This window comes from Pseudomonas putida, from assembly GCA_029953615.1.
Lineage (GTDB): Bacteria > Pseudomonadota > Gammaproteobacteria > Pseudomonadales > Pseudomonadaceae > Aquipseudomonas.
This window is the reverse complement of sequence record CP124529.1, coordinates 4353301-4369304: the sequence shown is the minus strand read 5'-3', so window position 1 is coordinate 4369304 and position 16004 is coordinate 4353301. Positions and strand designations below refer to the sequence as shown.

The following is a 16004-nucleotide window of genomic DNA, read 5'->3' as shown; positions in this document are numbered from 1 at the left end:
AATGACGGTAAAAGACCATGGCAACAGCATGAAGTTCTTGGTTTTTTCAGAAAAACACGGTTTTTGTTATGCTGGCCGACCCGCGGCACGAGGTAGCACCATGCAACTGATCGATATCGGCGTCAACCTGACCAACAGCAGTTTCCACGACCAGCAGGCGGCAATCGTCGAGCGCGCCCTTGAGGCCGGGGTCACGCAGATGGTGCTGACGGGCACCAGCCTGGCGGTCAGCGAACAGGCGCTGGAACTTTGCCAGCAACTGGATGCCGGCGGCGCGCACCTGTTCGCCACGGCAGGCGTACATCCCCACGATGCCAAGGCCTGGGATGTCGGCAGCGAGCGCCAGTTGCGCCAGCTGTTGAGTGAACCACGTGTACGCGCCGTGGGTGAATGCGGCCTGGACTTCAACCGTGACTTCTCCCCTCGACCGCTGCAGGAAAAAGCCCTGGAGGCTCAGCTGGCACTGGCAGCCGAGCTGCGCCTGCCGGTGTTTCTGCACGAACGCGACGCCAGCGAACGCCTGCTGGCGATCCTCAAGGATTACCGCGACCACCTGCCCGGCGCAGTAGTGCACTGCTTTACCGGCGAGCGCGACGCGCTGTTCGCCTACCTGGACATGGACCTGCACATCGGTATTACCGGCTGGATCTGCGATGAACGCCGTGGCACCCACCTGCATTCGCTGGTGGGCAACATTGCCGAAGGGCGGCTGATGCTGGAGAGCGATGCGCCTTACCTTTTACCGCGCAGCCTGCGGCCCAAGCCGAAGAACGGGCGCAACGAACCGGCGTTCCTGCCGGAGGTGTTGCGCGAAGTGGCCTTGCACCGGGGTGAGTCGGCCGAGCATACGGCGGCGCATACCACAGCGACGGCGCGGGCGTTTTTCCAACTCCCCTGAACCTGTAGGGGCCCTATCGCCGGCAAGCCAGCTCCCACATCGATCGCATCGACTTCAAGCCATGTGCAGTACCTGTGGGAGCTGGCTTGCCGGCGATGAGGCCTGTACAGGCAGTACAAATTAGTTGTCCCAAGAAAACCTATTACAGACGCAGGAATTTTCTTGATACACATCAAGAAAGGGCTTGGCTTGCGCAGGCACAATGATGGCACCTTGCCAATATTGTTTCCGCTCAACTCAGAGAAGACCTGCCCATGGGTGCCTGGCTTAGCAATGTTTCCCTGAAGTACAAGTTCTGGGCCGTCAACGCGGTGGCCTTTGTCACGACCTTGCTGCTGGTGCTCTATGCCGTACACCTGGAGCAGCGCGCACGCGCCGAGGCCGCGCAGGCCCAGGCAGCTGCACAGGCACAACTGCTGGCTGCATGGCCCGCCGGGCAGACGCTGCCCCGACCGACCAACGTCATCAGCTGGTCTGCCGGGCAAACGCCCACCTTTGCGGGTGAACCCCTCGAAGCCCTGCGCAATGCCCAAGGCTGGGTCGAACTGCCCGCCTCCCGGCTCTTCGGCAACGACCCGCTATATGGCGCGCAGGTGCTGCGCAAGGGCGATCAGCAAATGGCAGTGCTGGCCCAGTCGCCGAGCCTGCGCCAGGTGTTCTTCGACCGCTTCAGCAACTACGCGGTATGCGTACTGATCCTGATGCTGGCCATGCTCGGCGCCTCGCAGCTGCTGATCCGCTTCCTGCTCAGCCAGCTCAATACCCTAAAGGACGTGATGCTGCATGTAGAAAAGACCGGCGACCTGTCGGCCCGCGTACCACTGGCCTGTGGCGACGAGGTTGGCCAGATGGCCGGGGCCTTCAACGCCATGCAGGCGACCTACCACCGCGTGGTCAGTACCGTTGCCCACACCGCCGCACAACTGGACTCTGGCGCTGCGCGCCTGGCTGCAAGCATGAGCGACGTGCGCCACGGCATGCTCGGCCAGCAGAGCGAGACCGACCAGGCCGCTACCGCCATCAACGAAATGTCGGCGACGGTGCACCACATTGCCCAGCATGCCGGCGCCACCCGTGACCTGTCACAAACAGCCGACACCCTGGCCGGTAGCGGGCAGGAGGTGGTCAGCCGGGTTCAGGATTCGATTTCCGGGTTGTCCAGCGGCGTGCAGCAAACCGCCGAGATGATCCGCCAACTGGCCGAAGACAGTCAGAAGATCAATGGCGTGGTCAGTGTGATCCACAGCATCGCCGAGCAGACCAACCTGCTGGCCCTCAATGCCGCCATCGAAGCCGCGCGCGCCGGCGACCTGGGCCGCGGCTTTGCCGTGGTGGCCGATGAAGTGCGCAACCTGGCCAAGCGCGTGCAAACCTCCACCGACGAGATCACCACCATGGTCTCGGCCCTGCAGTCTGGCACCCGCGATGCAGTGGAGTTCATGCAGGAAAGCTCGTACAAGGCCGACGACTGCGTCAGGCAGGCCCAGGAGGCCGGCGAAGCACTGGCCGAGATTACCGGTGCCGTGGCGCAGATGCGCGAAAGCAACACCCAGATTGCCGTGGCAGCCGAGCAGCAAAGCCAGGTGGCCGAAGAAATGAACCGCGCCGTAGTGAGCATCCGTGATGTCACTGAACAAACCGTGCAGCAGACCGTGGGCTCGGCGACCACCAGCAGCGAACTGGCAACCCTGGCCGGTGAACTGAACAAGGCCATTGGCCAGCTCAAGCTATAGTCACCATAGCCAGCCTCGATTGGCTCCCTCCTGGAGGCCGCACTAAGCTTTGGGCATGACCGAGAGGAAATGCCCATGAGCAAACGCCTGCCCAACCTGCCCGCCTGGCAATGGCGCGGCTACCACCACAACCACCGCCACCCGACCAACTTGGTGCTGCACCTGATCGCCGTGCCGTTGTTCATTCTTGGCGCGTTGCTGATTCTGTCCGGGCTGTTCGGCCTGGATCCGGGCCAGATTGCCGTTGGCGTCATTGCATTGATTGCCGGCCTGGGCCTGCAGCGCCAGGGCCATCGCCTGGAAGCCGAGCAACCCGAGCCCTTCGCCAACCGCAAGGATGCCGTGCAACGCCTGCTGACCGAGCAGTTCATCACCTTTCCACGCTTCTTGCTGAGCGGGGCCTGGTGGAAGGCCTGGCGGGAACGGCACAAGCATCGCCATTGATGCTCCAATCACGCACAAACTTTTGCGGGAGCGGCCTTGTGTCGCGAAAGGGCTGCGCAGCAGCCCCAGACTTACAGCTTCGCCGTGAAGATTGCCGGGGCCGCTTTGCGGCCCTTTCGCGACACAAGGCCGCTCCTACAGGAAAGCGTGCAGGCCGGCAGGTATCTGCTAGGCAAACACGGTAACCGTCTGCCGGCTCAAGGCCAGCAACTCGCCCTGCGCCGTCCTCAAGGCAGCAGCGGCATGCCCATAACCATCCCGCGCATATTCGGTTTCCACGCAATAGTGGCACCAGTCCAGGGTCGACAACTGCGCCGTGGGCTGCATGAATTCGATGGTCCAGGTCAACGTACTGCCGGCAGCAGGCTGCTTGAGAAAAGGCATCAGGCTCGGCGGCCAGGCATCGACCAACGCCAGCAGGTGTGCCTCGTTGACCGGCTCTTCGGCCACGCCGCGCAAACGTACCCAGCCGCCCATCTGGCGCGACTGATTGCCACTGAACGGCAACCCGCCCACCGTCCAGCGCAAAGCCACATGCTGCATGAACTCCGGGGTAACACCTTTGATATGGGGTAGCTCGGAAGCGGCCTCTTCGAGCGCTTTCATTTCCGTGGCCGGCAGCGCCGGTACATCGACCACCGACGGCCGCCCTGCACCGAAATTACCCTGCACCAGGGTTACCACCTGGCCGTTTTGAATGGCACGCCCCAGCAAGGTGCTGACGGCTTTGCCTTCACGCAGCACCTCCACCTCGAAGCGGATTGGCACATCCGCCGCGGCCGGCGCCACGAAGCTGATGGCCAACGAGCGCACGGGGCGGCCATCGGAGATTTTCTGGCGCATGGCTTCATATACCATGGCCGCCATCAGCCCGCCGAAGGCTGCGCGGCCCTGGGCCCAGCTGGGCGGGATGCTCACCGCATCGGGGTTGGCCCGCACGGCGTCGAGCAGTTGGTTGAAATTCATTGGCCGGTCCTGCCTGCTGCGAAAGGGTCTGCCCATCCTAGCCAGCAAACCCTTGCCGATCAGCCCGCATATCGGTCATTTTTCGGGCTTTCGCCGCTCCAGCGCCTGCTGCAATGCCTCCAGCGTCAAATCCGAATGGCGCTCGGCCTCGTGCAATTCCTGCTCCCAGGCAACCTTGCATGGTGCCAGGTCGGCATGCTCGCGCGCCTGCAACAACCATTGCAGGCGGTCATGCCAGTCACCCAGGTCGCCCTGGGCCTGCTTCAGCAAGCGCCGCAATCGCTTGCCCGCATGGTCGAGCTGCGGGTAGGCCTCGTCGCCGTAGCGCGCACGCTTGATCAGCAAACGCAGGCGGTGGCGATCGTGGGCCGGGTCCTGCAACGCTTTATGCAACTTGCGCCACTGTTTGACCAGGCGTTTGTCGACACGCTTTTCCAGCCCCTTGACCAACCCTTCGCGGCCGGCTGCGCGCAGGAACAGCGGAAACGCGTCGACAATCGCCAGCACCCGGGTCAGCTGCGGGCTGGCGGCAACACTGGCGAAGGTCCTGTCACGGCCTTCCAGGCGCAGTTGCCCGGCCTGGGCAAAACCACGCCCGATCAGCTCAGCCGCCAACACCTCACGGTCACGCAGCGGCGTGGTCAGGGTACCCAACGACTTGGCGGCGTCCTCCAGTTGCTCGACCCCTGGCAACCCACGCAGTGGCCGCAGCAGGCTGCGCAGGCGCCGCAGGGTGGTGCGCAGGTCATGCAAGGCCTCGCTGTCGGTATCGGCAGCCAGGCGTTCGCGACAGGCCAGCAGGCGCACCTGCAAGGCCACTATCTGGGCAACCACGTGATCGAGCATTGCAGACATTGAAAGACGCTCCTTGGTCAGCGCCCGGCGCGAGACTCACGAATGTAGAAACGGGCCTTTTCGGCTTTTCTGGTGCAACTTTCATAACCTTCGAACTGCTGCTGGGTCTTGGCACCGGTCAGCAGCGACAAGGCCTTGGAGTAACTCACGGCACCGGCAAAGCCTTCGGCCTTGGCCAGGTCCAGCTCCTTCCAGGCGGCATCCAGTTGGGTCGCGCAACTTTCGCGATAGGCCGTCTTGCCCGCGCAGCCAGCAAGGGCCAAGGCGATCAGTGGAAGGCAGATCCAGGCTTTCATCGGTAATACCTCAATGGAAAAAAATGTAGGCTGTTCGACGCCCCGGCAGCTGAAAAGTGCCCTGCCCAGCCAGCTTGGCCCAGCCAGTTTTATTACAGTAGCTTAACGCGATGCACATTGAAGCACAGGTGGCGATGGGTGCATTGTAGAACCATGGTTGCACTGGCCGGGGAATGTTCATGAGCAAACGCGTGGCACTGGTACTGGGTTCAGGTGGAGCCCGGGGGTATGCACACATCGGCGTGATCGAGGAAATCGAGCGCCGCGGCTACGACATCGCCTGCATCGCCGGCTGTTCCATGGGCGCGGTGATCGGTGGCATCTATGCCGCCGGCAAGCTGGAAGACTACCGCAACTGGATCGAGAGCCTCGACTACCTGGATGTGTTGCGCCTGGTCGATGTCAGCTTTCGCCTCGGCGCAATTCGCGGCGACAAGGTGTTCGGGCAAATTCGCAAGATCGTCGGCGAGATCAACATCGAGCAATTGCGCATCCCCTACACGGCGGTTGCTGCCGACCTCACCAACCAGCAGGAAATCTGGTTCCAGGAGGGCTGCCTGCACCAGGCCATGCGCGCCTCGGCAGCCATCCCCAGCCTGTTCACTCCAGTGATGCAAGGCAACCGCATGCTGGTCGACGGCGGCATTCTCAACCCGCTGCCGATCGTGCCAGTGGTGTCCAGCCACTGTGACCTGATCATCGCGGTCAACCTCAACGCCACCAACCAGAAGCAGTACCAGTTACCGGTGATCGAACGCCCGGCGGCGTTCAAGATGCGTTTCGATGCCCTGCTCAGCTCGCTAGGCTCGCGCTTGCCGTTCCGACGCAAGCCGGCCGAGGAGTTGATCCGCATCGAGCAGGAAATCGTCGCCGAAGGGCTGGCGCAGCCGAACCCGTGGCTGGCCGATGCCGCCGACCCGGAAGGCCAGCAACCGGCGGCGGCACCGGAACGCGAAGGCGCGCCGAAGTCGGCGACCGGTTCGTTCATCATCGACAACGTGGGGCCCGCCTCACTGCTGGACCTGATCAACCAGAGCTTCGAGGTCATGCAGACCTCGTTGGCGCAATACAAGATCGCCGGCTATCCACCGGATGTACTGATCAACGTGCCCAAACGGGTTGTGCCGGTTTTTCGAGTTCTACAAGGCGCCGGAGCTGATTGCCTTGGGGCGGGAAATTGCTCGGGATACGCTGGATAGCTATGAAGGGGTGAAGCGCTAGGCCTTGTGCTGCCTGTACTGGCCTCATCGCCGGCAAGCCGGCTCCCACAGGTACCCACAGCGCTTGAGACCAGTGTGATATCTGTGGGAGCTGGCTTGCCGGCGATGAGGCCGGAACAGGCAGCAGAAACGAAACAGGCCGCTCAAGGCGGCCTGTTCGTTCATGCATCCATCACCTTAGTAACGGGTGATGTCCGCCTTGGCTTCCAGCTGCTTGCGGTACGCCGCGAAGTCCTGCTGGCCAGCACGCGACGCGAGGTAGCGGCGGATCTGCTGCTTCTCTTCGTCGGTGGCAGCAGCACCTTCGTTGACGCCCTTGAGCTGCAGAACCACCAGGCTACCGTCACGCAGCACCACGCTGCCATATACCGGCTTGTCCTTGGCCTGCGGCTTGCCCAGGCGGAACAGCGCCTGCAACTCGGCCGGGTCTATACCGTCCTCGCCGCGGGTAACTGCTTCATAGGCCTTCCAGCCCTGCCCTTCGTGCACACTGCCCGCTGCGATGGAACCGTCACGCAGGCCGGCAATCAGCTTGTCCGCCTTGGCCTTGAGCTCGGCAGTTGCCTTCTCCTTGGCCAGGTGTTCGCGAATGTTCTTGGCCACGGCGTCCAGCGGCAGTTGCTCCGGCTTGCGGTGCTCCTTGACGCGCAGCACCACGGTGGTTTCCGGGTCGAGCTCGATGGCGGTGCTGTTGGCACCCTCCTCCAGCACTTCTTCGGAGAATGCGGCCTGCACTACGGAACGGTTGGCAGTGATGCCTTCGCCACCCTCGCGGCCGAAGGCTGCGGAAGTCTGCACTTTCAGGTTCAGGTCCTGGGCCGGCTGGGCCAGGTCGGAAGCCTCGTAGGCGGCATCCTGCAGCTGCTTGCTGGCATCGACGTAACGCTGTTCGACCAGCGGGATCTTCAGGTCACGTGTCAGCTTGTCCTTCAGGCTGGCAAAGCTCGGCACCTCAGGTGCCTGCACACCCAGCAGCTTGATCAGGTGGTAGCCGAACTCGGTGCGCACCGGCGCCGAGACCTGGCCCTCCTGCAACTTGTACAGCGCATCCTCGAACGCCGGGTCGTAAACGCCCGGGCCAGCGAAGCCAAGGTCGCCGCCGCTATTGGCCGAACCCGGGTCCTGGGAGAACTCTTTGGCCAGCGCGGCAAAGTCTTCACCCTTGGCCAGACGCTGCTCGATCTCTTCAGCGCGGGCCTTGGCCTGGGCGTCGGTGACCTTGTCGTTGACCTCGATGAGAATGTGCGCGGCATGGCGCTGCTCGGCAAGGTTGGCGATTTCCTTCTCGTACTGGGCCTTGAGCTCCTCGTCGGTCACCTTGACCTGGTCGAAGAACGCCGACTTCTTCAGCTCGATGTAGTCGATCACAACCTGGTCTGGCGACATGAACTCCTTGGCATGCTGGTCGTAGTGCGCCTTGACCTCTTCATCGCTGACCTTGACCGCGGCCGGGTCGGCCTTGAAGGTCAGGGAAGCGAAGTCGCGGGTCTGCTTCTCGAGGCGAGCAAAGGCATCGACCTGCTGGTCGGTGACGAAGCTGCTGCCGGCCAGGCCGGTGCGCAGCTGGCCGATGAGCATTTCTTCGGCGAGCATGTCGCGGAACTGCATGCGGCCATAGCCCATCTGGCGAATGACCTGGTCGAAACGGTCGGCACTGAACTTGCCGTCCACCTGGAACTCCGGTGTCTGCAGGATCACCTGATCCAGTGCGGCGTCGGAGAAGGCGAATTTGGCATCTTCGGCGCCTTGCAGCAGCAGCTTGCGGCTGATCAGGCCCTTGAGTGCCTCTTCACGCAGCATTTTGTCGTCCAGCAGCGCCGGGTCGAAATCCTTGCCCAACTGTTGCATCAGCTGACGGCGCTGCATGTCGGCCGCCTGGCTCAGCTCGTTCTGGCTGATGGTCTGGCCGTTCACCTTGGCGGCGTCCTGGCTATGGGTGGCGGCCTGGAAAATGGCTTCGAAGCCGGTCAACGCCATCAACACGACGATAAGGCCGATGATGGTCTTGGCAATCCAACCTTGTGAATTGTCCCTGATATTTTGCAGCATGCGTCCCCCAGAAACGGCTGTACCACTGCGTCGACAACCGCGGAGCGTGGGTAGAAACCTGATAAAAGAAAGGCGCATCCGAGGATGCGCCTTTTCTTAGCAAACGTGTCAGGCGGGAAGGTTCGCCCCCCGCCATCACCGTGCTCGGATCTGGCCAGGCCAGATCCGGCTGAAAGAGACGACTTAGTTGACGGCGTCTTTCAGGCCTTTGCCAGCCTTGAAACCTGGAACCTTGGCGGCTTCGATCTTGATTGCCTTACCGGTTTGCGGGTTGCGGCCGGTGCGCTCAGCACGCTCCTTGACCGAGAAGGTACCGAAGCCAACCAGTACCACATCGTCACCTTGCTTCAGGGCGCCGGTGACGGATTCGATGACTGCGTCCAGCGCACGGCCGGCTACAGCTTTCGGGATGTCAGCAGATGCGGCGATAGCGTCAATCAGTTCCGACTTGTTCACTCTAAGTCCCCTTATTTCTCTATTGAGTTTGTTTCTAAGTATGTAATGAAAAGCTTATGAAACGTGCGCTGGGTGGCCTGATGACAATAGCGTGCCGCTTTATAGCAAGGCCCCGAAAAAACTGTCAAGGAAAGCCCCCCAGCCAAAAACTACTAGTGCGTGCTGATTCTTTCCTTAGCATCGCCGTCGCGCTTTTCATCTTTCGCGACAATCTCCGGAGCCACATCTGGCAAGGGCTCCGGGGCGTATTGCAGCGCAATTTGCAGGACTTCGTCAATCCATTTGACCGGTTTGATCTGAAGATCCTGTTTGATATTTTCCGGAATCTCCTTCAGATCGCGAACATTCTCCTCGGGAATGATCACCGTCTTGATCCCGCCGCGGTGTGCCGCCAGCAGCTTTTCCTTCAACCCGCCAATCGCCAGCACCTGGCCACGCAGGGTGATTTCGCCGGTCATGGCCACATCGGCACGTACCGGAATCTGCGTCAGCGCCGACACCAGCGCGGTGCACATGCCGATACCGGCACTTGGGCCGTCCTTCGGCGTGGCGCCTTCAGGCATGTGGATATGCACGTCGTGCTTCTCATGGAAGTCGGCGGCAATCCCCAGGCTGCGAGCGCGGCTGCGTACCACGGTCTGCGCGGCGGTGATCGACTCGACCATGACATCGCCCAGCGAGCCGGTCTTGATCAACTGGCCCTTGCCGGGGATGACCACGGCTTCGATGGTCAGCAGTTCGCCGCCCACCTGGGTCCAGGCCAGGCCTGTGACCTGGCCGATCTGGTCCTTCTGCTCGGCCAGACCGTAGCGGAACTTGCGCACGCCCAGCAGGTGCTCCAGCTGCTCGCTGGCCACCTTGACCTTGACCTGCTTCTGCCCGGTATGTTCCTTGACCACCTTGCGGCAGACCTTGGCGATTTGCCGCTCCAGGCCACGCACACCGGCTTCGCGGGTGTAGAAACGAATGATGTCGCGAATCGCCGAGACGTCGACTTCCAGCTCGTCCTTCTTCAAGCCATTGGCCTTGACCTGCTTGGGCACCAGGTACTTGACCGCGATGTTGATCTTCTCGTCCTCGGTGTAACCCGGCAGGCGAATGACTTCCATCCGGTCGAGCAGCGCCGGCGGAATGTTCATCGAGTTCGAGGTGCACAGGAACATCACGTCCGAGAGGTCGTAGTCGACCTCCAGGTAGTGGTCGTTGAAGTTGTGGTTCTGCTCCGGGTCGAGTACTTCGAGCAGTGCCGAGGCCGGGTCGCCACGCATGTCGCTGCCCATCTTGTCGATTTCGTCCAGCAGGAACAGCGGGTTGCGCACCCCCACCTTGGTCATCTTCTGGATCAGACGGCCAGGCATGGAACCAATGTAGGTACGGCGGTGGCCACGGATCTCGGCCTCGTCACGCACGCCCCCCAAGGCCATGCGCACGAACTTGCGGTTGGTGGCAGCGGCGATCGACTCGGCCAGCGAGGTCTTGCCGACGCCGGGCGGGCCGACCAGGCACAGGACCGGGCCGCGGATTTTCTTGACGCGCTTTTGCACGGCGAGGTACTCGAGGATGCGCTCCTTGACCTCTTCCAGGCCATAGTGGTCGGCATCGAGGATTTCCTCGGCCTTGGCCAGGTCCAGGCGCACCTTGCTCTGGGCCTTCCACGGCACCTGCACGAGCCAGTCGAGGTAGGAGCGGACCACGGTGGCCTCGGCAGACATCGGCGACATCTGCTTGAGCTTGTTCAGTTCGGCCTGGGCCTTGGCCAGTGCGTCCTTGGGCAGGCCAGCGGCTTCGATGCGCTTTTTCAGCTCTTCGACTTCGTTGTGGCCTTCGTCGCCATCGCCGAGCTCTTTCTGAATGGCCTTCATCTGCTCATTCAGGTAGTACTCGCGCTGGCTGCGCTCCATCTGCTTCTTGACCCGACCACGAATGCGCTTTTCGACCTGCAGCAAGTCGATTTCGGCATCCAGCAATGCCAGTACGTGTTCGACACGGGTCGGCAGGTCGACGATTTCGAGAATTTCCTGTTTCTGCTCGATCTTCAGGGCCATGTGTGCGGCCATGGTGTCGACCAGGCGCCCTGGCTCTTCGATGCTGTTCAGCGACGACAGCACTTCGGCAGGGACTTTCTTGCCCAACTGCACGTACTGCTCGAACTGCGACAGCAGCGTGCGCACGAATACTTCCGACTCGCGCTCGGCGGCATCGGCTTCGTCGATCAGGGAAACTTCGGCACGGATGTGCCCTTCTACTTCGCTGAAACGCTCCACGGCGCCGCGCTGCTCACCTTCGACCAGCACCTTGACGGTGCCATCGGGCAGTTTCAGCAATTGCAGCACGGTGGCAACGGTACCGACGCGGTACAGGGCATCTTCGCCCGGGTCATCGTCGGCAGGGTTTTTACTGGGCCAGCAGGAGAATCTGCTTTTCGCCCGTCATCGCTGCCTCAAGGGCTTCGATGGACTTTTCGCGCCCCACGAACAGCGGGATAACCATGTGCGGGTAAACAACGACATCGCGCAATGGCAAAAGAGGCAAGTCGAGGGTGGTCTTCATGATTTCGCCTCTACAGCGGCCTTATGGCCGGAAACCGGTGGAAATGATGCTTGGACCTAATGTGGGGGCACGCCTGGGAAATTACAAGCGCTAGCGCAGGAAAAGCAGAAAGGGGCCCGTAGGCCCCCTTCTTGCTTGCACCGTCAACCGGCCGTTGCCTGGATCAGGCGTCCGGCGCCGCCTTGGCTTGCGGCTCGCTGTTTTCGTAGATCATCAGCGGCTGCGAGGTGCCATCGATGACGCTCTCGTCGATCACCACCTTGCTGACATCCTTCTTCGAAGGAATCTCGTACATGGTGTCGAGCAGCACGCCTTCGAGGATCGAACGCAGGCCACGGGCGCCGGTCTTGCGCTCCAGGGCTTTGCGCGCCACGGCCTTGAGCGCATCGCTGCGGAACTCGAGGTCGACGCTTTCCATCTCGAACAGCTTGGCATACTGCTTGGTCAGGGCGTTCTTCGGCTCGGTGAGGATCTGCATCAGCGCAGCCTCGTCCAGCTCGTCGAGGGTTGCCAGTACCGGCAGGCGACCGACGAACTCTGGGATCAGGCCAAACTTGACCAGATCGTCCGGCTCGACCTCACGCAGGGACTCGCCAACCTTCTTGCCCTCTTCCTTGCTGCGGACTTCGGCGCCAAAACCGATGCCACCTTTGGTGGAACGGTTCTGGATGACCTTTTCCAGGCCGGAGAAGGCGCCACCGCAGATGAACAGGATATTGCGGGTATCGACCTGCAGGAATTCCTGTTGCGGGTGCTTGCGGCCACCTTGCGGCGGAACCGAAGCAACGGTACCTTCGATCAGCTTCAGCAGCGCCTGCTGCACGCCCTCGCCCGAAACGTCACGGGTGATGGACGGGTTGTCCGACTTGCGCGAGATCTTGTCGATCTCGTCGATGTAGACAATGCCCATCTGGGCCTTTTCCACGTCGTAGTCGCACTTCTGCAACAGCTTCTGGATGATGTTCTCGACGTCTTCACCCACGTAACCGGCTTCGGTCAGGGTGGTGGCGTCAGCAATGGTGAACGGTACGTTCAACAGGCGTGCAAGGGTTTCGGCGAGCAGGGTCTTGCCCGAGCCGGTCGGCCCGATGAGCAGGATGTTGCTCTTGCCGAGTTCGACTTCGTCACCCTTCTTGTCACGCTGGTTCAGGCGCTTGTAGTGGTTGTACACCGCTACGGCAAGCACCTTCTTCGCGCGTTCCTGACCAATGACGTACTGGTCCAGGATACCGCTGATTTCTTTCGGCGAAGGCAATTTGTGCGCGCTGCTCTCGGCCTGGGCTTCCTGCACCTCCTCACGGATGATGTCGTTGCACAGGTCGACGCACTCGTCGCAGATAAATACCGAGGGCCCGGCAATCAGTTTGCGCACTTCGTGCTGGCTTTTGCCGCAGAAGGAGCAATAAAGCAATTTGCCGCTGTCCTCGCCGTTACGGGTGTCAGTCATTCGATCGATCCAATCCGGTAGGCTTGCAACACAAGATGAAGGCAATTGCGGGCTTTTTCAAGTCCGCAGGTAGGCGCTTTCCGCACCCACCTGCTCTGGCACCCCGGTTCAGGAGGCCAGTTGCCGCTTGTCGTAGACCGAGTCGATCAGGCCGTACTCGGCCGCGCGCGAGGCGCTCATGAAGTTGTCACGTTCGGTATCGCGCTTGATGGTCTCGAGATCCTGGCCGGTGTGGTAAGCCAGCAGCTCGTTCAGGCGGGCCTTGATATTGAGGATTTCCTGGGCGTGGATCTCGATATCGGTGGCCTGACCCTGGAAGCCGCCCAGCGGCTGGTGGATCATCACGCGCGAGTTCGGCAGGCAGTGACGCTTGCCCTTGGCACCTGCAGCCAGCAGGAAGGCGCCCATGCTGCAGGCCTGGCCGATGCAGATGGTCGAGACGTCCGGCTTGATGAACTGCATGGTGTCGTAGATCGACATGCCGGCGGTGACGGAACCGCCCGGCGAGTTGATGTACAGATGGATATCCTTGTCCGGGTTTTCCGCTTCAAGGAACAGCAGTTGCGCGACGACGAGGTTGGCCATGTAGTCCTCTACCGGGCCAACCAGGAAGATCACACGCTCCTTCAACAGGCGCGAGTAGATGTCGTAAGCGCGTTCGCCACGGGCGGACTGCTCGATAACCATCGGGACCAGGCCGCCTGCGGCCTGGATGTCAGAGCTCTGCTGAATATAAGAATTGCGGGACATGTCCTGCGCTCACTCCCAAATAGTCATGGCTTGAATACGCACAAGCCAGCTCGAAGGCTGGCTTGTGGGGGTTTCCTACGAGAGAAGCCTGTTACTCAGCGGCGGCAGGAGCCTGTGCTGGTTTAACGGCATCTTCGTACGAGACCGACTTGTCGGTCACAGTCGCTTTCTGCAGAACAGTATCTACAACTTGTTCTTCCAGCACAACCGAACGGACTTCGTTCAGTTGCTGGTCGTTCTTGTAGTACCAGGCGATGACCTGCTCAGGCTCCTGGTAAGCCGAAGCCATTTCTTCGATCATTTCGCGAACCTTGCCTTCGTCCGGCTTCAGTTCGAACTGCTTGACCACTTCGGCCACGATCAGGCCCAGGACCACACGGCGCTTGGCTTGTTCTTCGAACAGCTCGGCTGGCAGTTGCTCAGGCTTGATGTTGCCACCGAACTGCTGAACAGCCTGCACGCGCAGACGGTTGACTTCGTTTTCCAGCAGGGCTTTTGGCACTTCGATCGGGTTGGCGGCCAGCAGGCCATCCATGACCTGGTTCTTCACCTTGGCCTTGATGGCCTGGCGCAGTTCACGCTCCATGTTCTTGCGAACTTCGGTGCGGAAGCCTTCCAGGGTCGATTCCTTGATGCCGAACTGGGCGAAGAACTCTTCGTTCAGCTCTGGCAGCACAGGCGCGGCAACGCTGTTGACGGTGATGGTGAACTCGGCAGCTTTGCCAGCCAGGTCCAGGTTCTGGTAATCCTCAGGGAAGGTCACGTTGACAACGCGCTCTTCGCCAGCCTTGGCACCAACCAGGCCGTCTTCGAAGCCCGGGATCATGCGGCCGGAGCCCAGTACCAGCTGGGTGCCCTTGGCCGAACCACCGGCGAACACTTCACCGTCGACCTTGCCGACGAAGTCGATGTTGACCTGGTCGTCGTTCTGCGCGGCGCGCTCGACGGCCTCGAAACGGGTGTTCTGCTTGCGCAGCACTTCCAGCATGTTGTCCAGGTCGGCGTCAGCCACTTCGGCGCTCAGGCGCTCGACGCTGATCGACTCGAGGCCGGCAACGGTGAATTCCGGGAATACTTCGAAGATGGCGACGAATTCCAGGTCCTTGCCCTTTTCGAAGGACTTCGGCTCTACTGCAGGGGCGCCAGCCGGGTTCAGCTTCTGCTCGACGATGGCTTCGTAGAAGGAAGCCTGGACCAGGTCACCGAAAGCCTCTTGACGGGCATCGGCCTCGAAACGCTGACGGATCACGCTCATCGGCACTTTGCCCGGGCGGAAGCCGGCAACCTTGGCGCGCTTGGCAGTCTGTTGCAGACGCTTGTTGACTTCGTTCTCGACGCGCTCGGCCGGAACGGCGATGGTCATGCGGCGCTCGAGAGCGGAAGTGTTTTCAACAGAAACTTGCATGGATATTCCTCGTTGCACAGACGTTAGCCGGCGTTAGCCCGACTCCAGAATCAAGGGCAAGCATTCTAGTGAGTCGCGCAGCAGAAGTCACCCCACTCGGGACGACGGGAAACCACGCCGGTCGATTAACTTTCAAGGCCCGCACGCCATGGCGCAGGGCCTGCTTCAATAGGGGCCGCACGACGCCCGGGGCGACCTGCGACCGAAATACCTTGTCAAACAACTGCCACGACCGAATTCGCTTCCCTTATTCAGGGTCGATTTCGTTGAACTGGCAGTACTCCTCCCATTCCATCCCCAGCGCCTCGGCGACCTCGCGATGCGTCTCCAGGCGCATGGCCTGCAGCTGCTCGGGGGTTTCGGCGATCAGTTGCAAGGCCAACTCCCAAGGCTGGACTCCCTGCTCCTCGGCCGCATCCTCGAACGCCCACTCGATCTGCTGGGCCTGCTCGCGCGCATCCAGACCGCGGATCTCTTCCAGCAGCTGCGGGTTGGCCTCGGCAAAGCGCTGTAGCGCCAGGGTCTGACGGGCTTCTTTTGCGATCATTGGGTTGTTCCTCTGCCGGCCAGCTGGGCCGGTGTTTCAACCGGCTGAAATCTAACAGCTTTTATTGGGGTGTCACCAGAGGATTGCAAGGGGCGGGATGCGATTTGGCCGGGAGGTGGTTCGCCAGGGCATTTTCAGCGAGTTCGCCATGACATTTTCAGCGCCTGTGAGATCGAGCGCCGCGCGGGCGGCGCTCGATCTCACAGGCGCCAGAACACCCAAGACATGCACGCCACAACCAACCCAAAACAAAAAGGCGCCCAATCTCACGATCAAGGCGCCTTCGAAAAATATGGGGTGGACGATGGGAATCGAACCCACGACAACTGGAATCACAATCCAGCGCTCTACCAACTGAGCTACGCCCACCATATTGCAGTCTTGCGAT

The 16004-nt window shown here is 61.3% G+C and carries 12 protein-coding genes, 1 tRNA gene and 2 pseudogenes; 4 read left to right on the top strand and 11 right to left on the bottom strand.

The genetic code is table 11. From position 1 onward, the window contains the following. Nucleotides 1-100: 100 nt before the first annotated feature. The 3 genes from QIY50_20035 to QIY50_20025 all read left to right on the top strand — a co-directional run bounded on the left by QIY50_20035 (nt 101) and on the right by QIY50_20025 (nt 3075). Nucleotides 101-898 (top strand): TatD family hydrolase, encoded by a 798-nt coding sequence (locus tag QIY50_20035; GenBank protein WGV19608.1) that lies wholly within the window; start codon nt 101-103, stop codon nt 896-898. 254 nt (nt 899-1152) lie between these two features. Then, nucleotides 1153-2631: a methyl-accepting chemotaxis protein gene (locus QIY50_20030; GenBank protein WGV19607.1), complete on the top strand. Its 1479-nt coding sequence runs from the start codon at nt 1153-1155 to the stop codon at nt 2629-2631. A gap of 75 nt (nt 2632-2706) precedes the next feature. After that, nucleotides 2707-3075: a DUF962 domain-containing protein gene (locus QIY50_20025; GenBank protein ID WGV19606.1), complete on the top strand. Its 369-nt coding sequence runs from the start codon at nt 2707-2709 to the stop codon at nt 3073-3075. A gap of 168 nt (nt 3076-3243) precedes the next feature. Here QIY50_20025 and QIY50_20020 read toward each other — a convergent pair whose 3' ends face one another. From QIY50_20020 to QIY50_20010, 3 genes are all read right to left on the bottom strand, one after another. Then, entirely contained in the window at nt 3244-4041 is a 798-nt protein-coding gene (locus QIY50_20020) for a thioesterase family protein (GenBank protein ID WGV19605.1), read from the bottom strand. 75 nt (nt 4042-4116) lie between these two features. Continuing rightward, nucleotides 4117-4896: a CHAD domain-containing protein gene (locus QIY50_20015; protein ID WGV19604.1), complete on the bottom strand. Its 780-nt coding sequence runs from the start codon at nt 4894-4896 to the stop codon at nt 4117-4119. 17 nt (nt 4897-4913) lie between these two features. Continuing rightward, nucleotides 4914-5192, bottom strand: a complete 279-nt coding sequence (locus tag QIY50_20010; protein WGV19603.1) for a hypothetical protein — start codon at nt 5190-5192, stop codon at nt 4914-4916. Nucleotides 5193-5371: 179 nt separating this feature from the next. On the opposite strand from QIY50_20010, the pseudogene QIY50_20005 reads away from it, so the two are divergent. Further along, nucleotides 5372-6413: pseudogene (locus tag QIY50_20005) on the top strand (patatin-like phospholipase family protein). Nucleotides 6414-6589: 176 nt separating this feature from the next. Here the strand turns inward: QIY50_20005 and QIY50_20000 are convergent. From QIY50_20000 to QIY50_19965, 8 genes and pseudogenes are all read right to left on the bottom strand, one after another. After that, complete coding sequence (locus QIY50_20000) at nt 6590-8461, bottom strand: SurA N-terminal domain-containing protein (GenBank protein ID WGV19602.1); 1872 nt, start codon at nt 8459-8461, stop codon at nt 6590-6592. A 183-nt stretch (nt 8462-8644) separates the two neighbouring features. Next, on the bottom strand, nt 8645-8917 hold the full coding sequence (hupB, locus tag QIY50_19995; GenBank protein ID WGV19601.1) for a DNA-binding protein HU-beta: 273 nt from the start codon (nt 8915-8917) through the stop codon (nt 8645-8647). Nucleotides 8918-9069: 152 nt separating this feature from the next. After that, nucleotides 9070-11467: pseudogene (gene lon, locus QIY50_19990) on the bottom strand (endopeptidase La). A 163-nt stretch (nt 11468-11630) separates the two neighbouring features. Continuing rightward, entirely contained in the window at nt 11631-12914 is a 1284-nt protein-coding gene (gene clpX, locus QIY50_19985) for an ATP-dependent Clp protease ATP-binding subunit ClpX (protein ID WGV19600.1), read from the bottom strand. Nucleotides 12915-13022: 108 nt separating this feature from the next. Then, complete coding sequence (gene clpP / locus QIY50_19980; GenBank protein WGV19599.1) at nt 13023-13664, bottom strand: ATP-dependent Clp endopeptidase proteolytic subunit ClpP; 642 nt, start codon at nt 13662-13664, stop codon at nt 13023-13025. Nucleotides 13665-13755: 91 nt separating this feature from the next. Next, entirely contained in the window at nt 13756-15069 is a 1314-nt protein-coding gene (gene tig / locus QIY50_19975; protein WGV19598.1) for a trigger factor, read from the bottom strand. 247 nt (nt 15070-15316) lie between these two features. Next, on the bottom strand, nt 15317-15616 hold the full coding sequence (locus QIY50_19970) for a DUF6388 family protein (protein WGV19597.1): 300 nt from the start codon (nt 15614-15616) through the stop codon (nt 15317-15319). 293 nt (nt 15617-15909) lie between these two features. Further along, nucleotides 15910-15985: transfer RNA gene (locus QIY50_19965), tRNA-His, on the bottom strand. Nucleotides 15986-16004: the final 19 nt, after the last annotated feature.